Raw genomic sequence first — 21,531 nt, 5'->3', positions numbered from 1 at the left:
GTTTTACCTCTGACCCATAAAAATTAAATTATTTCGCCATTAAATAATTCCAAAGGCGTATTTTTTAAAGTAAACCTAATAATTAATTACACTTTTTTACAATTTGTTCAAAGAATAAAAATCAAAAAATCCCGTCTAAAAAGCTCTCAAAAAATGGCGCAAAAAACATCTTGTAAATTTTAATTTACAACTCAAAGTACGTTATGATTACTTTTTCTTGAACACCGTTTATTGAGTATTTTTCATACTTTCCAACCTTTCTATTAAGGAATATTTATGTTCAATAAGGGATCGCGTAAGGCTCTATTTGCTCACTATTTCTTCGGTTTTTTTGCCAGTCCACTTGTCATTGCCCAAGTAACCGATAATGTTTTTTCTCAAACTGTAACCAATGAATGTTCATTTATCGAAGTATCTGAAGATTCAGATGGAGATGGCCTCAGCAATATGGATGAATTATTGCTGGGAACCGATCCTTGTTTATGGGACACCGACGGTGATGCCGTCAATGATTTCGACGACCTCTTTCCTCTCTCACTTCAATACAGTATTGATAACGACAATGATGGCTTGCCCTATGAGTGGGAATACAATTTTGGCTTAGACGATAATAACGACCAAGATGCTCTTCGCGATGACGATGGAGACCAAGTCAATAATCTTGAGGAATTTGCTTTAGGCACGAATCCTCAAGTCTTCGATACCGATCGTGATGGCACATCAGATGCTGATGATCTTTGGCCCACCGACGCCACACGCGATCGCGACTCCGACAACGACGGATTGCCCGATCGTTGGGAGCGGACTTACCTTTACGACCCTCACGCTGCATGGGATGCCGACGAAGACCGCGATCAGGATGGCTTAACTACCCTTGAGGAATACCAATTGGGCACCAGCCCAGATCGTTTGGATTCCGATCAAGATGGCACGCCCGACGGTGAAGACGCTTTCCCATTAAACCCTACTTATCGTCACGACTTCGATCAGGATGGCTTGCCCGAAGCCTATGAAGTGACATTCCACTTCTTGGAAGACATCCACCCTGAAGACGCCAATGACGACTTCGACGGAGATGGGCTGACCAATCTGGCAGAGTTCCTAGCCGGCACGGATCCAGAAAACCCGGACAGTGACCAAGATGGCGTTTTCGATGGGGAAGACATCGCGCCAACCAACCCTGAGTACACCATCGATTCCGATAACGATGGTCTGCCCGATCATTGGGAAAACCAAAATGGACTAGAACCATGGCGTAATGATGCCATCGAAGATCGTGATGGTGATGGTGTATCCAACGCCGAGGAATATGCGCTAGGCACAAATCCTAACCACCCAGACTCGGATGAGGATGGCGTGCTCGATGGTGAAGACTTTGCGCCGTTAAATCCTCAATACACTGTGGATGAAGATGGCGATGGTTTACCGCGTGAGTGGGAAGAGCGTTACTACCTTAATGATCATTTTCGTGACGACGCTTACCAAGATGACGATGGGGACCAACTCACCAATGTCCGTGAGTTTACCTTAGGTACCAACCCACAAGCGTTCGATACCGACAATGATGGTGTGAACGATTCGGAAGATTCTTGGCCCACCGACGCCACACGCGATCGCGACTCCGATAACGACGGACTGCCCGATCGTTGGGAGCGGACTTACCTTTACGACCCTCACGCTGCATGGGATGCCGACGAAGACCGCGATCAGGATGGCTTAACTATACTCTTGAGGAATACCAATTGGGCACCAGCCCAGATCGTTTGGACTCCGATCAAGATGGTACGCCCGACGGTGAAGATGCTTTCCCATTAAACCCTACTTATCGTCACGACTTCGATCAGGATGGCTTGCCCGAAGCCTATGAAGTGACGTTCCACTTCTTGGAAGACATCCACCCTGAAGACGCCAATGACGACTTCGACGGAGATGGGCTGACCAATCTGGCAGAGTTCCTAGCCGGCACGGATCCAGAAAACCCGGACAGTGACCAAGATGGCGTTTTCGATGGGGAAGACATCGCGCCAACCAACCCTGAGTACACCATCGATTCCGATAACGATGGCCTGCCCGATCAGTGGGAAAACCAAAATGGACTAGAACCATGGCGTAATGATGCCATCGAAGATCGTGATGGCGATGGTGTATCCAACGCCGAGGAATATGCGCTAGGCACAAACCCTAACCACCCAGACTCGGATGAGGATGGCGTGCTCGATGGTGAAGACTTTGCGCCGTTAAATCCTCAATACACTGTGGATGAAGATGGTGATGGTTTACCGCGTGAGTGGGAAGAGCGCTTTGGGTTGAATGATCACAATCGCGAAGACGTATTCGAGGATTATGATGGGGATCACCTAACTAACCTTCGTGAATTCGCATTAGGCACCGATCCACTCGTTCCAAACCCCATTCCAATTCCCTGATTATGCTGTTGTCTTATCAGTGCACCATTAGCTGATAAAATTTAGGAGCCCAAAAAAGCCATCATACTTCGATGGCTTTTTTGTTCCTCTCTATATCACCTATGCAGGGCTTCTATTTTTTCTCGGTAGTATCCTCTTCGGATGACTCTTTGTATTGATCAAACCACCAAAGAATATGAGCCACCTTAGACATTAAATTACTGGGGCGACGGTAGATCCCATGTGAAGAATCCGGAATTCTAACCATTGCCGTTTCTACCTCATTAATTTTTAACGCTTGGTAAAATTGTTCGGTTTCAGAAATCGGCGTCCGATAATCCGCTTCACCGGTTAACAACATGGTCGGTGTTGTGACGTTACCCGCATACTGAATAGGAGAGTGCTTCATGTAATGTTCGATATCTTCCCAAGGCTTTTTACCAAACCAATATTTATAGAAAAAGGGATAGTAATCCGCCGTTAGAACAAAGCTGTACCAATTAATCACGGGTTTAGCGACTACGGCTGCGGCAAAGCGATCTGTATGGCCAACAATCCATGCGGTTAATGTACCACCGCCAGAACCACCGGTAACAAAGAGTTCGTTTTCATTAATAAACCCTTTTTTCAAAACCGCATCAACACCGCTCATCAAATCATCATAATCCTGGCTTGGATAATTATGATGGATCGTTTGCGCAAACTCGGTACCGTAAGAATCACTGCCTCTTGGGTTCATATACAAAACGGCGTAGCCTTTTGCCGCCATTAATTGAATTTCGGTCGAAAAATGCGGTCCATAACTGGCCACAGGCCCACCGTGAATTTCCAAAATTAACGGGTATTTTTTGCCTTCTTCATAATTCGCTGGGTACACCAACCAACCTTGAATATCACGATTATCAGCAGAAGATTTTACCCAAATCTCTTCCACTTTACCGAGCGCCTTATGCGCCAATGCATCTTCATTTAATTGCGTGAGCACTCGGGTTTTTCCGTTTTTATTAACGGCGACATCGGCAGGCCTTAATACATCCGAATGGGTATAAGCAACCACGCCATTGTTAGACACATCAAAATCCGCATCAGTATACGGGCGACCAAAGGCCGTTCCGCCCATGTGTTCAACAACGGTTTTTCGCTTTCCTTTTATGGGTTGATAATCGAGTTTAGAATCGCCTTTATCTTTGTATAAAATATAAAGCCCTTTGCCATTACCCGCCCACTGGATTGCATCAATCTTTCGATCAAAATCATCGGTTAATGATTTTTTACCAGAACCATCTGGCTTCATAAGGTATAAATTCGTACTTTCGTAATTTTTAAATGTATCGTCAAACCCTAAATACGCTACCCACTTTCCATCAGGAGAAACCACAGGAGAAGCATCTGGGCCAAAACGATCCGTCAACATGGTTAATTCGCCGGTGTTAACATCAACACGGTAAATTTCGGAATTTAATGGTTCCAGTTCATGCTTTTCATGGCGATTGGCTGAAAAGAAAATTGATTTGCCATTTTTCGACCAACTTAGCTTGCCACCATGATCAAACTCGCCTTCTGTGATCTGCCGTGCCGCACCACCATCGGCAGGCACAACAAATACCTGAGTATTTCCTGCGGTTAAATATCCTGCACCATCGGCTCGGTAATACAAATCATCAATAAATTTTGCGGGCTTTGCCCATTTCGCCCCTTCCGGCTTTCCGGGTAAAGCCACCGGAGACTTAGAAGCGCCTTTTACGTATTGCGTAAAGGCAATCCGGTTACCATCAGGTGACCATGCCAAATTTCCCGGTGAAGAGGTTAAGTGGGTAATTTGTGTTTCTTCGCCGGTATTAAGCCATTTAATATGAATTTGAGGCTTACCACTGGCGGTAGAAATGTAGGCTAAGCGATCACCATTAGGGGATAACAAAGGAGAAAAGTCATTATGCAAACCATTCGTCACTGGTCGCATTCCACCTTTTTCATCCACCTTCCAAATATTGCCCGCTTTTTTATCGGAGTGGATATCCATGTAATGTCGAACAAAGTACGTGGTTTTACCGCTATTATCGATCTCTACACCTGAGGCATATTCCAATGAGAAGACGTCATTAAGATGCAAAGTGTTGTCTTTTTCTGTATCGGATGCCCCTTTATCTGAGGCAAACGCCATGGCGGATAAACAACCCAACGCCAATATTCCAATCTTTTTCATATCACCCTCTGTAAGCTACGTTATAACATAACAATAACATAAAGTGGCTGATCATCAATCAACCCTGAGTCAAGCTCGTTCTTAATAAGTCAAGTCCATTATTAAAATGACTTTCATTTTAACGAATAAATAACAACGAAAATAAAGGCGGTACACTAAATGCCGGTACGCTGATCAATTCTTTTTCGAAACTCCTCAGCCGTTTCTTTTCGCTCGGAATAGCGATCTACAAAATAGTCTTTATTGCCTCGTAATAACAATGTGAATTTCATTAACTCTTCACAGACATCTACAATGCGATCGTAATACGAGGAGGGTTTCATACGTCCTTCATCATCAAATTCAAGCCAGGCCTTTGCCACAGAAGATTGGTTCGGTATGGTCACTAATCTCATCCATCTCCCCAGTATGCGCATTTGATTTACGGCATTAAAGGATTGCGAACCACCACAAACTTGCATGACCGCAAGGGTTTTTCCTTGTGTGGGGCGTACGCCTTGTAAGGCTAATGGAATCCAATCAATTTGCGTTTTCATAATGCCCGTCATTGCACCATGGCGTTCTGGGCTACACCACACCATCCCTTCACTCCACATAACCAATTCACGTAATTCTTTCACCTTAGGGTGGGTTTCGTCCGTGTCATCGGGCAAAGGCAAACCCGATGGATCAAAGGTTTTGGTTTCTGCCCCAAGGCATTCCAAAATTCGACTGGCTTCTTCGGTAACCAAGCGACTGTAGGAAGTGTCTCTTAAAGAACCATACAGCAATAATATTTTAGGGCGGTGCTGCGACTCCCCAACGTTAAATAATTTATTCACGTCAATCGGATTAAAACACTCCGAAACAACATTAGGACAATCTTCCACCTTAACACCTCATTCAGCTATAAAATTAATCATCGATATATCAAAAGAAATCCATTTAATGGCAGACTCTATAGAGAGATTGTTGAAACCTCAATTCTCAACCATTAGGTCAATTTTTTGATCAGATATTAAGGTCAAATCATGCTCAGATCTGTAATAAAATGTAATTTTAAAAACCGCATTGTTTGAATATTATCCGCTCACCACAGCAAGTGACCTGATGCTTGAGCGAAAGATCATTGCAATACCTTTAATAACGCTTCAATCAAAAACAGACACTTTGTGGTTTTTAACACCCAAATAAAGGAAGTTTCATATTGATTTTAAGGAAAGTATCATGCGAGAACTTTTAAGAGGAAAAGGAACAGATCCGAGTGCTATTCATGATGGTTGGACCTGCGAAGCCAGCCCCTATATTTTAGAGGAACAATACATAAGGCATCGTGGTAACCTTATTGTCACCAAATTTCCTTGGGTGGCACTAAATCATATCTACACCACCATTTCTTATGCCGGTGGCTCATGGACTGCATTAATTGCCTACTTATACAGCACAATGGGATTTACCAAGTTTAAAGTTCTCAGTGGGCGCCATGGAAACATCATTGAGAAAACAAACAATACTGCTTTTGACCGAAATTTTTATCTTGAAGACTACCGCACAAGTCAGCAAATCTATGAAGGTACCGCTGAAATCAATTCGGATGACAGAACTTTTGGAAAAATGAAATTTCCCGGAGGAGTTGTTAAGGTAAAGGTCGTCGACACAGGAACCTTCGGTGAAGAAAATCATTGGCAAGTTGCTACCTTGAAAATGCATGCTCGCAATAGTTTGAGGGATGAAGAAATTTTGATACTTCCTTGGTGTTACAGTTTTTTTGCTTGCAATGCAATGCACGGTCCCAAATTGGATTTATTTTTTAAGGTTGAAAAAAATGTAAGTAATTCACCTTTAATGCAAGGTTTGCATCAACCCATCTATCATGGTTTTGAAAGAACAGATCATATGTTAAATAACAATAATGGCAATATGTTTAATTCTCCCTACTCAATGACCTTTCAAAATCAACAGATTATTCCTGTGAAAAATCGAGCCAGAACAGATTGGGCTTGGGTGGATAGATTATAATTCAAAGCCCACCATTATTTCAGTATACCCTTCGAATCTTCGAAGGGTATTTCAGCTTCCTTTTATTCTAAAAATTCTCCGTTTTCAATCCTGCCAGTCATTATGTTTTGTTTGTTAATGTTGCTATGGCATGTGGCTAAGTTGTCCTAATGCTTCTTTACTAATGCTGTCATTAATGTATAGGCCAAAAGTAGTAGAGATTGAAAAACAGCACTAATTCTTTCGTTGTATTTCTTGATTTTTGTGAAGTCAATTCAGTATCAATACCTCTGATGTGCGCACTCATTCTCTTTTCTATTTCTGACTTTGATTAAACATATTCATCACAAACGGTTATCTCAATACACACTTAAAAACACCATTTGCAAAAACTAACCTACCGACATTTATCAAAACAAAAAAGGTAAAAACATGAAGTTAAAGAATCATTTTTTAAAGAGGAAAATGCTGTTCTCCTCTTTATTCCTGTTCGTCGGCCAGATACACGCCTTTGTGGGAACCAGCGATCCAAATCAATATTCCATCTTATTCCAGTACGAAGAGGTGGCCAATGCAAGCGGGCAAGCCAATATTCGCTACCCAATGTGCATACCACAAGAAAAGCAAAATACACCTGAGGCAACTCGTTTTTTGTCTGAAGCGAATAAAGTCGCTAATGAATGGAATGCGCATACAAAAGCAGCATTGGGAGCGGAGTGGCCCGTCGAACGTATTACTTTTTATACTGAAGTAGCAGAAGACGATTGCCGTAATAAACGGCATCAACTTGAGTCTGGTCTCACTGTACACCCGGTGATGATTAATATTCACGGTGGAACAGTATTTAATGGCGGCCCTTTCTCGCTGGGCCCCACAGAAAGCCATTTCGATAACATTGAACGCTTCTACACCATTTTTCTACACGAGTACGGCCATACTCTTGGTTTAGCAGACGATTATAAAGGTATGTCCATACAGGGTGGACGCCCACCCTCTATGATGAAAATGCATGAAGAATTACAAGAAGAAGATAAACATGCTTTGAGATTTATATGGAATAAACGTAAAGACCCAGACAATATTCAGTGTCCAAGCACTCACTTTTTTATTGACGATGGTTATCTCAATATCTTCTGGGGCGCCAATGCCATGTCTTGCTTGCCTTATTTAAAGGACAACATTCTAGGTAACGCTCACTTGCAAGAGTATCAAATAGAAGACCCCGATAATTGCGTTATTTTTATGGATGATCCCAACGCCGATTTATCACTCTTTAACGGCAACAAAGGCGACCAAGCACGATATCGAGAACAAAATCCAGAAGAATACTTTACCGGCAGCGCCATTCACCCACCCATCTGCCTTGACGAAAATAACGAAGGTTTAATTCCAATATCGGTTTTATTAACCATTGATCAAGCCAACAAGGCCGATTCTCTATGGGTAGGAAAGAATATTCATACCAATATTCGCTTTCTCAAAGAACAAGATAACGGACGTTATCACACAGTAAAAGAAGAACATATTTCTTACCCTTTCGCCTGGTTTGATAATTTATGGTTTACCTATGATCAGGAAGTGGGACGCGAAATTCCAATGCACGTAGACGCCATGATCGTCTCGATCGTCGATAATAAAAAAGAAATGACAACACCCAACATTGCCGATGTCGATGAAGCATTGTCGCAACAAATCAATACCTCAAGTTGGCCCACCCCGCAAATAATTGAAGACATAAAAGCCAATCAAACAGGCTCCAACTGTTCAGCGTTAGATATTACCACCAGCGGTATTTATGCCATATCTCGCGACACATTCAGTGATCAACAAGTCTATTGTGAAGTGGATGACGACGGCAAAAAGTGGACATACCTGGGGTATGTGAGCGACACCGGAATATTCAAATCGGTCTTTCATTTACAACGAGGTGTCAGCCAAGTGGAAAACCCGTCTCACCAAGGAGAGCACTGGTTAGAAAATGAAAACATCTATCGATACATCATGGATTTAAGCCGTACGGATCATTATCACGCCAGTTCACTTTCCGGTTATTCAAACGGATTATCTTCCAAAATGGAGGATAATGAAATGCTCATTAAGGTTATGGACTACCACAATGGCCCCAAAATTTATCTGAAATATGAGAAAGATTTTTCTTACTTTAATGATAAATATCACCGTATTTGTGAAGACAATAAAACATTTGATGGCCTTCAATTAAAAATTGATTGGCCAAATGAAGACTGGGCAGAATTCAGCAACCCCGCTCAATGGCCAGACAATCAATACTTTGATGCTGAAATAAGTTGCCCAATCAGAGGGCTTTCTGAGGCACAACATATTGAATTTACGTATACCGATAAAACGTTAGGGAAGAATGGTGTTGCTTTCAGTTTTCAGCAAAACCTGAGCTATGGCTTAAAACTGCATAATGACGAGTGGACGACCCGATACCCTCCTGAACCATTAAATGCGCTTTATGCCCGCAGAAATTATCAAAGCTGGTTATTCATTAATGATACTGAGGCCGTTATATATCAGCCTGACAATAACGACACCCCCAATGACAACGATGACAACCCGGATGGCGATAACAACGAACCAGGAGACGATCAATCAGGAGACAACAATCCAGGAACCGATCAACCAGCAGACAATAATCCAGGGAACGACCAGCCAGGAGACAATGATCCAGTTAATGATGACGGCGATACCGATTCAGAAGATGGGGATTCTGATCAGGGTGGAAACATCCCTAATGACGGAGACTCAGACTCAAGCGATACGATTGATATCCGCCTGTCCAATTTTATCATCAACCAATTACTGAACCGGTCTTCAGGAAAACAGCCCGTGCTTCACTTTGGCATTACCGTCAATTCAGTGTCTGCCAAGTTATATACCATGACCATTGCCAACAGTGGTGACATTTCTGAGTCCGATAATATTCAAGGTGCCTATTTGTATTACGACCGCGATAAAAATGGCGCCATTGATATCAACTCCAGTGACGAGCAAATTAGCATCGAAGAATTTACCGCAGGAAATCGCGAACTGACTTTTCAGTTGAGTGAACCACTGACTCTTGAAAACGGTTTTTCTCGATTCTTCATCATTTATGATATGCAATAAAAAGGATAGGCTAATGAAAATTACACTGCTTTCTATCATTTTTTCCGCTATTACGCTGCTCACCGCTTGTGGTGGAGAAACGAATAACCCTTTTGATCAAGATAATACCGACTCAGACGCTCCGGTTGATTTTGAGGTACAACTTACAAGCATAACCATTGTGGATGATAACGGTGAACCAGTAGAGGTTGACACATCCATGATCAATAATTCACTCACTCTCCAATAACCTCTGTATAAAAAGAGCTTATAAATTAATCCCCTAACTAATGCAGAAGGGGGATTAACTTTTACCTAATTAGATAAATTAATTATTAAGCGACACGATCAAACCACCTCAGCCATATCGCCTTTTTCTTCTAGCCATACCTTTCGATCGCTGGAGCGTTTTTTCGCCAATAACATGTCCATGACTTGATTGGTATCGTCACCGGGGTTTAATACTAATTGAACTAAGCGGCGGGTGTCTGGGTCCATGGTGGTTTCACGTAGTTGCATGGGGTTCATTTCACCCAAGCCTTTAAATCGTTGTACGTTGACTTTTCCTTTTTTCTTTTCTGCTTTAATTCGGTCTAGCACGCCGTTCTTCTCGCTTTCGTCTAAGGCGTAATAAACATCTTGACCTACGTCCACACGGTAAAGTGGGGGCATGGCGATGTAGACATGTCCGGCGGCAATAAGTGGACGAAAGTGCCTTAGGAATAAAGCACACAGTAGGGTGGCAATGTGAAGGCCGTCGGAGTCGGCGTCGGCCAGAATACAAATTTTATTGTATCGAAGACCATCTAAATTATCGCTACCCGGGTCAACACCAATGGCGACAGAGATGTCGTGCACTTCTTGGCTGGCGAGAATTTCTGCACTGTCAACTTCCCATGTATTTAGAATTTTACCCCGTAGAGGCATGATGGCTTGGAACTCTCGATCTCTGGCTTGTTTTGCAGAACCACCTGCGGAGTCACCTTCCACCAAAAATAATTCACTACGCTCCGGTTCGCCGCTGGAGCAGTCGGCCAATTTTCCAGGGAGAGCAGGGCCTTGGGTAATTTTTTTACGAGCGATTTTTTTACTGGAGCGAACACGTTTTTGTGCATTGGCAATACAGTAGTCTGCGATTTTATCGCCTTCTTCGGTGTGCTGATTTAACCATAAACTGAAGGCGTCTTTGGCCACGCCGGAAACAAAGGCTGCTGCTTCTCGCGAAGATAAGCGTTCTTTTGTTTGGCCAGAGAATTGTGGGTCGGCGAGTTTTGAACTGAGAATGTAACAGCAGTTTGACCATAAATCATCGGGGGTGAGTTTTACGCCTCGGGGCAATAAATTACGGAATTCACAATATTCACGAAGGGCTTCCAGCAAGCCGGTTCGTAATCCATTGACGTGGGTGCCGCCTTGCGCGGTGGGAATAAGGTTGACGTAACTTTCTTGGGTGAGTTCGCCCCCTTCCGGTAGCCATTGCACGGCCCAGTCGGCTGCTTCAGTTTCGCCATTAAAGCTGCCAATAAAAGGTTCATTGGGTAGCGTTTCCCACCCTTGCGTGGAGGCGAGGAGGTAATCTTTTAAGCCGTCTTCGTAGAGCCATTCGTCTTTTTCGCCGCTTTGTTCGTCTTTAAAAATAACTTTTAAACCGGGGCATAACACCGCCTTTGCGCGTAAGACGTGCCTTAAGCGAGAGACAGAAAATTTCGAAGAATCAAAATATTGTGGGTCTGGTAAAAAGCGAACGCTGGTACCAGTTGTACGCTTGGAACATTCGTCGATGACTTCCAAATCTATCGCTTTGGCACCGCCCTGAAAACCAATACGATAAACTTTTGAATCACGTTTGATGGTGACTTCGAGTATTTTCGATAGCGCATTTACAACGCTTACGCCCACACCGTGCAATCCACCAGAGAATTGATAATTCTTGTTTGAGAACTTTCCTCCGGCATGCAGAGTGGACAAAATGACTTCTACACCGGGTTTCCCTTGCTCTGGGTGGATATCGACAGGCATGCCGCGTCCGTCGTCGGCAACGGTCATGGATTGATCTTTATGCAGCACAACGTGAATGGTTTTGGCATGGCCCGCCAAGGCCTCATCCACAGAGTTATCAATGATTTCCTGAGCAAGATGGTTTGGGCGAGTGGTATCGGTATACATGCCTGGGCGTTTCTTTACTGGGTCTAGGCCTGTTAATACTTCGATATCCTGGGCGGTGTACTTACTCATATACAAGGGTCCTAATGATTCGTGCGTTGTCTTTGATTTTGCATTATGGGGGGTGCTATGGGTTATGTCATGTTGCTAGCGGGCGCTGTGTATGTCTTCGAAAAAGCGTATGATGTTTTCAAAGTATCGTTCAAACCCGGCAAAGCTGTGATCGCCCCCATCTTCAGTTGTGACTTTACATTTGCGGTATTTTTTTTCAGCCAGCCGGTAGTCCAATGTTTCATCGCCCGTTTGCAGTAGCACCCAATAATTGGGTATGCGCTGAGGTTCTTCAATGACGAATTCTGCGAGTTCTTTCAGGTGGGAGTCGTTTAAAAGGTAAGTGTCTTCTGTATGAAAGTTTTTTAGTTCTATCCCGACGTAGGAGGGCATGAGCGTGAGGGGCGCGCACGCAGGATTTACCAATACGGCGGGCAGGTTATATTTTTCGGCAAAATATGTGCTCCAAAACCCTCCCATTGAGCTGCCCACGAGGTAGATGGGCCGCTCGGCGCTTTGGGTAATAATGTTGTCGAGAATTTGATGCGCTTGTGCAGGGTAGGGCGGTAGCAGAGGGCACTCAAAGTGAATATCTGGTCGGTGTTGTGTCAACCACTGCTTGAATTGCTGTGATTTAAAAGAAGATGGTGAGCTTAAAAAACCATGGATATAGAGTAGTGTTGACATTTAACCCTCGCTAACTGTTGGCTATTAGTATACTCAAAAACGAAAAGAGGCCCAGCCATTATCCTGGCTGAGCCTCTTGTGATCGTACTAATCTGGTGTGCAATACAGGTAGTTAGTGCTTATATACTGAATTAGAGAGTTTGCTCTCTCACTACCAGCGTATTGTCTAACTGCTGATAGTCTAATAGCTGATAGTCTAACTGCAATTGTTTAACGATTAATTGCCCAACTACTAATATCCGTTTGATGCGAAATCGATGCTATAGGTCTTTTCCATGACTCGCTCAATAGCGGTGCTGTGAGTGCCGTCATCCAGTAAATCGAAAGTGCGGTAGCCAGGCATGGCGGGGTCAATGGTAAAGTCATCGCAATCAGGCTTGAACTGTACGCACGTAGAGGGGCTTGCATAGAGGTCTACGCCGTTTCGCACCTGATGAAAGTCCTGATGTACATGCCCCCAAGAGATAATGCGAACGTTGCTGTGCTTATCGATGACTTGAAAGAATTCTTCAGCGCGTCTGACGACATATTGGTCAATCCAGGCGCTACCCACAGGTACAGGCTGATGGTGCAAAAAGACCATCGCATGGTAGTTTGGGTGCTTACTTAAGATGCTGTCGAGAAATTGCAGTTCGCTGTCGGTCAGGTCACCATGTTCAAAACCTGGAACCCGTGAGTTCAGCATGATTAGAATCCATTTACCCATGATGATCATACGATTCATAACCGCAGGCCCCATGACGCGCTGCATAACTTCATCGTCGTCATGGTTACCGGGTAAACAAACTAGCGGGCAATGAATTTGGGTGGTAACGGTATCAACAAAGCGACGATACGATTCTGCGCTGCCGTCATTGGAGATGTCGCCACTGGCAACCACTAAGTCGCCGTCGACGAGTGCCAGTAGAACATCAGACAGGCTTTCGTCAGTGTTAAGACCCAGTAATTCGTCCCCGTGCTCCCTGCCTAGATGGGGGTCAGTGATTTGAATCACTTTGTGTGTTGTAGCTGAATTGCCCATTATCTCGTTCCTTGCTCGAATTTTTCGACGCGATTTCGGATACCTGAATATTGGCCTAGTGCTGCGTTGTTTTTCTGTACGCTGATTTTTGTAAACATACGCTGGCTGATTTTGATGCACGTTTGCGCTATGCAAACGTGCCAATTAGCTGTCTTCAGATATCGCAAAAGTGTGTACGACCCTACCTTGGGATAAGCAACACGATAACCATTCACCCAAAAATTTATTGAATTGGGCTTTTTCGTCCCGTTGGTACATCCGGGGATTCGGATATTCATAACGTGAGCGAGTATTCCAGTGCTTGTCCCAAGCCACGACTTCTGCCATTTGGGCATCGTGATACATTCTTACTTTCAACACGGTCGCTTTCGACCATTGGTGGGGTGATTCGACCTGTTTAACCTCAATGGTTGAGGTATAAGGTGCGGATTCAATGACTCGAAGGCTGACTCGCTCGGCCACTTGGCTGTGCGAGCCCTCAACGGCATATTCCCACTCTTGTTTTTCTGGCATTCCATGCAAAAGCCGTGTCAGTCGAACGTAGTTCGCATCACACTCTGCTTGCTGATGACGTAAATCGACAACGTAGCGCTTTTGCATGCTAACAAGGTACTCCGTAAAAAAACGTTAATGCTGTCTCGATTGTGGCGACATTTCAACCAAATTATGTCTAATTTAGTGCCATTTTATTCAATTTTAACCATTGTAGAGCAATGAGCGTTGCGGCATTGTTAAATCTGCCACGATATAGGTTTTCAAATACCCACTCTGCCGGTTGAACATGAACTTTGATGTCTTCCGACTCTGATTCTAAACCGTGAATTCCTCCAGTATGCCGTAAATCACCAATAGCGCAAAACACATGCAATACTTCGTCACAGCCACCAGGGCTTGAAAAGTATTCGCAGATAGGAATCAAACGTTCGGGGGTAAAACTTGCCTCTTCAATTAATTCTCTTTTGAGCGTATTTTCAGGCGTCTCACCGGCTTCAACCATCCCTGCGACGACCTCTAAACACCAAGGTCCGTTTTTGGAATTTAGGGCTCCAATTCTAAATTGTTCAATAAATCCAATAGTATCTTGATGCGGATCGTAGAGGATGGCGGCTACGGCATCTCCTCGCTGAAAGCACTCCCGGCGAATCGGTGGGCTCCAACCTCCCCCAAATAATCGATGCTTCAGTGTTTTGGCGATCATTTTAAAAAAACCGTTGTAGACGATTTCTTCTTGGATGATTTCTACATCCTTATTGTGAAATTCAGTCAATGTGTTCTCGCATCTTTAAAAGTTATATGTTGTTTTTGTGTCGGTGCTATTTTAGTGGATAGTTATCGTATTTGGGGATTATTGTACGAGTGTAGTCAGAGTGCATCGGTATTTTGAGTGACGGGCATCGCCACTCTTTTTATTCGTCTATATTCGAGTATTCAAATCGTCTCATTTTCAAGAAAGCTATTCTTTGTTTAAAGCAGTTGATACTCTGTGTTTACGCGCCGAACGATGACAAAATGGCGCCAATCGCCGTTGATGCAGAAGAAACGATACGAAAGAATTGGCAAGATTATTCTGAGAGGCTCAGGTATTGTTGCCATGCTGTTGATTCAATCATTGCGGCTTATACCTTTCTCCTCATGACGCACTTCTTATTATAAAGTGCTAGTCTCAACCAACAATGTCGTGTGCTGTGGGGACGGAAATTGTTGCAACGACAAGGAGTGGTCAGCGTGATTACGGCTGTAATGGTTGCCTCCGTATACTTTATACCTTGTGGTTGGGTGAACGAATCCCCATAAATAAGGTCTTTCCCTAGCGTTTTTTACAATCGTCTTTCGCTTTTGAATTACACAGAATTATTGGGCCAATAACCTATGATGACATCAATGTATTGGAAACAAGCCATACGAAAACAGTTTTGGAAGAAAACGAGCGTCTTTGCCACAGCGCTTATTTGCGGCTTTGATGTCAGTGCAACGACTTTGCAAGAAGTTTACGATCAAGCACTGCAATTTGAACATCAGCTAAAGGCGGATGAAGCCGCTTATAAAGCGGGTTTGGAGGCGGTCAATACGGCAAGGTCGGCTTTATTACCCCAATTAACCGCTCAAGCTCTTTATCAAGACCAGATAACAGAAAGCCAAAACCCTAATCCTGACCCGCTTTTTCTGAACCGTTTTAACCAAGAAAGAGAAGGAACGATTTATAGGGCAAACTTAACGCAAACATTGTTTGATATGAATGCGTGGTTTACGTATCGACAAGGGGCAGCGACCACTGACCAGGCGAAGATGCAATTTGCAGCCGATCAGCAGGCGTTTATTATTCGTGTTGCTCAAGCTTATTTCAACGTGCTACGCGCAGCGGATGTATTAGAAAACAGCATCGCTCAAGAGCGTGCGTTAAAGCATCAATTAGAGCAAACCAAACAGCGGTTTGAAGTGGGTTTGACAGCTATTACCGATGTACACGATGCGCGTGCCAGTTATGACGGTGCCCGTGCGGACACATTGGGTAACCGAAATAATCTTGGTGTTGCGTTTGAAGCGTTAGAGGTACTCACTGGTGAGGTGTATACCGACGTCCAGCCTTTGGGAGAGGATTTTCCTGTTCAACCACCTGAGCCAGTAGATCGTCAAGAGTGGGTTGAGTTTGCCTTAGGTAATAACAATGCTTTGAAAGTGGCCAAATTGGCAGCGGATGCGGCGCGTCAAGGCTCGCGTGCGGCCACCAGTAACCATCTGCCTACAATATCGGCCAGTTATACCTATGATGATCAAAACATCTACCTTGGATTGTATGATCAGAGTGTCGAGACCATCGGTTTAAATGTGAATCTGCCGTTGTTCTCTGGTGGTAATATCAGTGCCTCACGCCGACAAGCGGCGAGGCGTTATGAGCAAGCTCAAGAGCAATATCTGCAAACAAAGCGCCAAACCATTCAGTCGGCCCGTTCTCAGCACCTTAATGTTGTGACGGATGTGGCGACCATTTCTGCTCGCAAACAGGCAATTATCTCCAGTGAAAGCTCGCTGGAGGCGACCCAAGCAGGTTATGAAGTGGGGACGCGTGATTTTGTGGATGTTTTGAATGCTCAGCAAGGTGTCTTCCAGGCGCGCAGTAATTACTACAATGCGCTGTACGATTATGTCCTGAATACTCTCAACCTTAAACAAACCGCAGGTACTTTGAATCCGGCGGATATCATGGAGCTTAACCGCTGGTTGGATACGGGCAAGTCAGTTGAACGCAGCAGTTTTACGCAGTAAATCTATTTAAACCCAGCCTGTTCTCATCAAGGAAATCCAGTCATCATTCTTTCCTTGATGAGCCTGCCTACCATTTTTTGTCTTTCTATCTTTTCACGCCGCCTGATTCCAACTTCCAAGTACATCATTATCAGTACCGTGTTGTGGAAGTAGCTTTTAGTACATAAGACAAACCTAATGAACTCAGTTATTCTGCCTGTGTCAGCGTGGTAATTGGCCTGCTGCTATGGTTATCAGTAGAGTACTAAAAAGAAAGTTATGAATTGTTGTGTTGATATTCGCGTCATTTTTAAGGCGATATAAGTTTTTAAGGCCCGACATTAGCGAGGTGTAACAAAACACTAAATTACTAATGCAATGTGTAGGTCTGTTTCCATTATTTGAGAGATCTATTTTGCGATTCATTGACTCTGTTAAAGGCTGTTACAGAGAATGATTATATTACCCACAGAAAAAAAAATTGATTGGAAAAAACCGCCCGTTGTTTTGTGTGTCTTGGTGTTATTGAATCTATTGGTTTTTATGTTGTACCAATGGGGGGACTCTCGGCGTATGGAGACTGCGCTGGAGATTTACCGTACCCATGAGCTGTTAAATGTCGAATGGAAACCTTATCAAGATTATTGGTTGCGCTACCATGACTCCCCTATTGAAGACATTATCGAGTACCGAGAATCTTTCCCCGAAGAATTCACTTTGGAGCTGATGTTTGATCAGCGCTTTTACGAATTTTTGGAAGAGAATCTCACGCTGTATAAGCCTGCAGGAGGCGTTAAGCAGTGGCAATTGGCGAGAGAGGAAGTCAATGCGGCGGTGAATAAAGTCAGTTCACGGGCATTTGGCCTCAGTGTGGATAACCTGAGTGTGGTATCTCTGATTAGCCATCAATTTTTGCATGGTGGTGTTGGGCATTTGTTGGGGAATTTACTTTTTCTGATTGTCTGCGGTTTTGCGGTGGAAGCGGCGCTGGGCCATGGGCGTTTTCTCGCATTATATATAGTGTCTGGTGCGGCAGGTGGGTTGTTTTATTGTTTATTTGCGTCACTGACGAAGGAAAATGCGACCCCATTGGTAGGTGCTTCGGGCGCCATTTCTGGCGTGATGGCCATGTATTGCATGTTGTTTCAGCTTCGTAAAATTGAGTTCTTTTATTTTATCTTTGTATTGGTGGGGTATTTTCGTGCTCCGGCGTTGGCAATATTGCCGGTGTACATTGGCAGTGAACTATTGCAATGGTTAACCACGAGCGATTCCAATGTGGCTTATTCTGCCCATTTGGGTGGTTTTTTGGCCGGCGGTGTGGGGGTGCTGCTTGTGCAGTATTATGATAAACACGCCATTGATCAGGAGTACATAGAAGAAGATCAATCCGTTGATGATTATCTTGTGGCGTTAGATCGTGTCTATCGTACGATTGCCGATTATCGTTTTGAATCTGCCCGGAAATTAGTGGCTGACATGATTGAAACTCACGGGCAAAAAAGTGAGCTAATGAGTATTCAATTAAACATTATGGTTGCTATTGGTGGCACATCGCTCAAAGACTATTTGTTAAAAAATATCCATAGTCGACAAAAAGGCACCCGCTTAGGAAAAGCACAAGCTAAGCTGTGGCGCTCTCTATCTGAACGAGAGAGAGCGTCTATTTCGCCTGCAGATCAAGTCAGTATGGCAGTACGTATATTGGATGCCTGTGATGTTGAACTGTCCGAATCTATTTTTACATACCTGAAGGCTCGTCAACCTCATGAAGCCAGTTTGGCAAAGTTGGCCCGAAAACTGGCGTGGTATTATGAAAGAGAAGGCATTTTGCATAAAAAAAATGAATACAATCGCTTGGCGGATGAATTAATGGGAGGATTTGTTCGATGAGTACTTGCAAATATCATCCGTTGAAATCGTCACGATTCTTTTGTTCTCACTGCAATATTTACACTTGTGACGAGTGTTGTGACGAGAACCCCAGTGGCACGGGTGATGAGCATGGTCATCGATGCTTTCTTTGTAATAAAACCATGAAGCACCTTGGGGCAGCACACAGTGTAGCCCCCTTTTGGCGAGAATTGCCGTCTATTTATCGATATGGCTTTTCAAAAGATGCCTTAATGGCGATTTTTGGAACGTCGCTCCTTTCGCAATTATTTATTCATTTTCCTTTGTTATTGCTCGTGCCAACGATGTTGTTAACTCGTTATGCTTTTAGTTGCCTTCAAAAAACAGCGGGGGGGAAAATGCACCCTCCAGAGTTGGGAGAAGGATTTAGCGGTAGTGTTAAATTATTACTCCAGCTCATTGGGGTTAATATTCTTGCGGTGGCATTGATCATCGTTGTGGCGATGTTTGTGCATCCTACTGCTGCAATAGTTGTCGCTTTGCTGGAAGTCATTGCTTTGCCTGCAGTGTTTATTTTATTGGCAATTGACGAAGACTTAAAAGAGGCAGTGAATTTTGGCCGAATTAGTCAGCTTGTTGCATCAACGGGTATTTCTTACATTGTTTTATTAACGTTTATTGCCATCATGATCAGTTCAATAGGAATATTGAATGCGTTAGTTGGCGATGCATTTCCCCATATTCAATTTTTTATTCAAAATACAATATCCAGTTATTATTTTGTGATTATTTTTCATATGCTGGGGTATTTGGTTTTTCAAAACCAGGAAGCATTGGGCTTTTATGCGTCGGATTCTACACAGCAAGATACGATTCGTAGTGAACAAAAAATACAAGAAGCCAGAATAGAAGTGCTGGTTAAAGAAGGTGAGTATGAATCTGCCCTGGAGGTATACCGTCAACTATTGCCCAAAAGTCTCAGTCCAGTTCTGTGGGAACGGTGTTTAACTTTAATGCTTGCGGTTGGTAGCCAAACAGAAATTACGCGCTTTTCTGATAACTATCTTCCAAAACTCATGTCTCGAAACGAAGAGTTTGCTGTCTCCAAGATGTTTAGGAGCATTATTGAAAAAGTGCCAAATTATGGGCCGGAAGATCCAGAATTGCGAATCAGTTTGGCCCACACATTGTATAATGCTGGTGATTTTAAAAGTACAGCAAAATTATTGAATAATTTTCATAAGCGATATGAAGAAGCGACATACGTTATTGAGGCTTATACATTGCTAGCGAATGCCATTGAAAAAATACCGACAATGGCCAGTAAAGCCGAAAGCTATCGAAAGTTCTGTAATAAATTGATTAAAGAAAACCAAGAAAAAGAGCAACTTCAACAGGAAAGTGTCATGTTTGAAGGGTTTCTTAAAAGTTCGGAATCACAGTCGGAGTGATAAGTATAATTCGTTGAAAGAACCTCAGTTTTAATGCGATTGCATTGTAATGAAGCAATGCGCATTGTTGTAAACTGTGGGCAGCTAAAGGTGGTGCTCATGAGTTGTATGGCCAGAGGTAGTGACATTGTTTTATTATTAAGTCATTTGTTTGCACGTTGCGGAGAGTGCGCATCGTTGCGGCGGATTGTTTTATTGTTTTTCACGCCATTTTTTCTCATCAGCTGTACCCATGTTCATCACGCACCCATAGAAGCCGAGGCGTTAAAGGTACTTTTATCGGGTGAGCCATTATTCGGTTCGGCGGCACACGAGATTGAACTCCCTTCAGAAAACCCATTAGCATTAACAGAAGAGATGAAGCGATACGCCGATTTGATGGTGGGAAGGGCGCTGAAAAAGGGCGATCGCGCCGAAACTCTGCATCAAACCATTCTTCACCCCGGTGCATTGGGACTCGATTATCAGCCGTATTTGACATTAACCGCAGCAGAAGCCTTTGATCAGCGGCAAGGAAATTGCCTCACTTTTACCGCTTTGTATTATGCAATGGGTAAATATTTAGGGTTGAAGGTCTTTATTAATGAAGTTGAAGTGCCTTTAACGTGGGACTTGCAAGGCGATCAAACATTTGTGTTATTCCGGCATGTTAATGCCATGGTGAAGGTGAATCATTTAACTCGAATCATTGTTGATTTGGATATGAATAGCTACAACCAAGGTGTGTCAGAAACAACGTTAAGTGAACAAGAGTTGACGGTTCAGTATTACAATAACCGCGCTATGGAATCGTTAAATGCAAATCAATATAAAAAGGCGTTTGGGTATTTTAAGAAGGCGTTAACACTGAATCCCAGTGATGCGGCTATCTGGAGTAATTTTGGGGTATTTTATAACCGCCTTGGCCATGATGTTGAGGCGGAAATTGCTTTCAAACACGCGTTGATGTTAAAGCCCAGCCATCGTCCACCGGCAATGAATTTAGTGCATTTATATGAGAATCGTGGTGAGACAGAAAACGCATTGCAATATGAGAGGTTAGTGCGTTTCCACCAGTCTAAAAATCCATTTTACCAATACTATTTGGCGAAGCGATTCTATGACCAACAACGTTGGAATGAGGCACGTACGAAGATTCAAAATGCTATTACCTTGAATCAAGATGAGCATCGTTTTTACCATTTACAGGCGCAAATCATGCACCAGCTGGGGGATCATGAGCGAGCCTTGCGAAGCTTAACCAAAGCGGCTGAGGTGGCGGAGGTGTATGATCGAGCGCGGTATGAACGAAAATTATCGGCACTGAATCAGTAATTGATACGTGATGAATGGTCGGTAGGTTTCGTATTTCCCTTAAGGCCAGAG

General features: G+C 43.6%; 16 protein-coding genes. 9 read left to right on the top strand and 7 right to left on the bottom strand.

All coding sequences use genetic code 11. The features are described from left to right. Nucleotides 1-276: 276 nt before the first annotated feature. Nucleotides 277-1,815: a hypothetical protein gene (locus tag LU351_RS01905; RefSeq protein WP_232592310.1), complete on the top strand. Its 1,539-nt coding sequence runs from the start codon at nt 277-279 to the stop codon at nt 1,813-1,815. Next, nucleotides 1,743-2,426 (top strand): MSCRAMM family adhesin SdrC, encoded by a 684-nt coding sequence (locus LU351_RS01900; RefSeq protein ID WP_232592309.1) that lies wholly within the window; start codon nt 1,743-1,745, stop codon nt 2,424-2,426. The genes LU351_RS01905 and LU351_RS01900 overlap by 73 nt, the downstream gene beginning before the upstream one ends. 112 nt (nt 2,427-2,538) lie before the next feature. Here the strand turns inward: LU351_RS01900 and LU351_RS01895 are convergent, their stop codons facing one another. Then, nucleotides 2,539-4,608, bottom strand: coding sequence for a S9 family peptidase (locus tag LU351_RS01895; protein ID WP_232592308.1), 2,070 nt, complete (start codon nt 4,606-4,608; stop codon nt 2,539-2,541). A gap of 155 nt (nt 4,609-4,763) precedes the next feature. After that, entirely contained in the window at nt 4,764-5,477 is a 714-nt protein-coding gene (arsH, locus tag LU351_RS01890; RefSeq protein ID WP_284284952.1) for an arsenical resistance protein ArsH, read from the bottom strand. 337 nt (nt 5,478-5,814) lie between these two features. Between arsH and LU351_RS01885 the strand changes: the two genes are divergently transcribed. The 3 genes from LU351_RS01885 (at nt 5,815) to LU351_RS01875 (ending at nt 9,946) form a co-directional block, all read left to right on the top strand. After that, nucleotides 5,815-6,606, top strand: coding sequence for a hypothetical protein (locus tag LU351_RS01885; protein ID WP_232592307.1), 792 nt, complete (start codon nt 5,815-5,817; stop codon nt 6,604-6,606). Between the two features lie 444 nt (nt 6,607-7,050). Beyond that, nucleotides 7,051-9,717: a hypothetical protein gene (locus LU351_RS01880; protein WP_232592306.1), complete on the top strand. Its 2,667-nt coding sequence runs from the start codon at nt 7,051-7,053 to the stop codon at nt 9,715-9,717. 13 nt (nt 9,718-9,730) lie between these two features. Then, a complete protein-coding gene (locus LU351_RS01875) occupies nt 9,731-9,946 on the top strand; it encodes a hypothetical protein (protein ID WP_232592305.1) in 216 nt (71 codons plus the stop codon). Nucleotides 9,947-10,044: 98 nt separating this feature from the next. On the opposite strand, the gene parE is transcribed toward LU351_RS01875, so the two are convergent. From parE to LU351_RS01850, 5 genes are all read right to left on the bottom strand, one after another. Beyond that, nucleotides 10,045-11,931: a DNA topoisomerase IV subunit B gene (parE, locus tag LU351_RS01870; protein WP_232592304.1), complete on the bottom strand. Its 1,887-nt coding sequence runs from the start codon at nt 11,929-11,931 to the stop codon at nt 10,045-10,047. Nucleotides 11,932-12,006: 75 nt separating this feature from the next. Then, a complete protein-coding gene (locus LU351_RS01865; protein ID WP_232592303.1) occupies nt 12,007-12,597 on the bottom strand; it encodes a YqiA/YcfP family alpha/beta fold hydrolase in 591 nt (196 codons plus the stop codon). A 232-nt stretch (nt 12,598-12,829) separates the two neighbouring features. Next, complete coding sequence (cpdA, locus tag LU351_RS01860) at nt 12,830-13,618, bottom strand: 3',5'-cyclic-AMP phosphodiesterase (RefSeq protein WP_232592302.1); 789 nt, start codon at nt 13,616-13,618, stop codon at nt 12,830-12,832. 144 nt (nt 13,619-13,762) lie between these two features. Next, complete coding sequence (locus tag LU351_RS01855) at nt 13,763-14,218, bottom strand: DUF1249 domain-containing protein (RefSeq protein ID WP_232592301.1); 456 nt, start codon at nt 14,216-14,218, stop codon at nt 13,763-13,765. A 70-nt stretch (nt 14,219-14,288) separates the two neighbouring features. Further along, nucleotides 14,289-14,885 (bottom strand): NUDIX domain-containing protein, encoded by a 597-nt coding sequence (locus LU351_RS01850; RefSeq protein WP_232592300.1) that lies wholly within the window; start codon nt 14,883-14,885, stop codon nt 14,289-14,291. A gap of 602 nt (nt 14,886-15,487) precedes the next feature. Here LU351_RS01850 and LU351_RS01845 point away from each other — a divergent pair. The 4 genes from LU351_RS01845 (at nt 15,488) to LU351_RS01830 (ending at nt 21,480) form a co-directional block, all read left to right on the top strand. Beyond that, entirely contained in the window at nt 15,488-16,882 is a 1,395-nt protein-coding gene (locus tag LU351_RS01845; protein WP_232592299.1) for a TolC family outer membrane protein, read from the top strand. A gap of 432 nt (nt 16,883-17,314) precedes the next feature. Beyond that, nucleotides 17,315-18,754 carry a rhomboid family intramembrane serine protease gene (locus LU351_RS01840; protein WP_232592298.1) on the top strand — a complete coding sequence of 480 codons (1,440 nt, stop codon included), beginning with the start codon at nt 17,315-17,317 and terminating at the stop codon, nt 18,752-18,754. Then, nucleotides 18,751-20,166: a hypothetical protein gene (locus tag LU351_RS01835; protein ID WP_232592297.1), complete on the top strand. Its 1,416-nt coding sequence runs from the start codon at nt 18,751-18,753 to the stop codon at nt 20,164-20,166. The genes LU351_RS01840 and LU351_RS01835 overlap by 4 nt, the downstream gene beginning before the upstream one ends. 108 nt (nt 20,167-20,274) lie before the next feature. Further along, nucleotides 20,275-21,480 carry a tetratricopeptide repeat protein gene (locus LU351_RS01830; RefSeq protein WP_232592296.1) on the top strand — a complete coding sequence of 402 codons (1,206 nt, stop codon included), beginning with the start codon at nt 20,275-20,277 and terminating at the stop codon, nt 21,478-21,480. Nucleotides 21,481-21,531: the final 51 nt, after the last annotated feature.

Origin of the sequence: Marinibactrum halimedae (assembly GCF_021234875.1) — a bacterium.
GTDB lineage: Bacteria > Pseudomonadota > Gammaproteobacteria > Pseudomonadales > Cellvibrionaceae > Marinibactrum > Marinibactrum halimedae.
The sequence above is the reverse complement of the archived record's forward strand: the minus strand, read 5'-3'. Positions and strand labels throughout refer to the sequence as shown.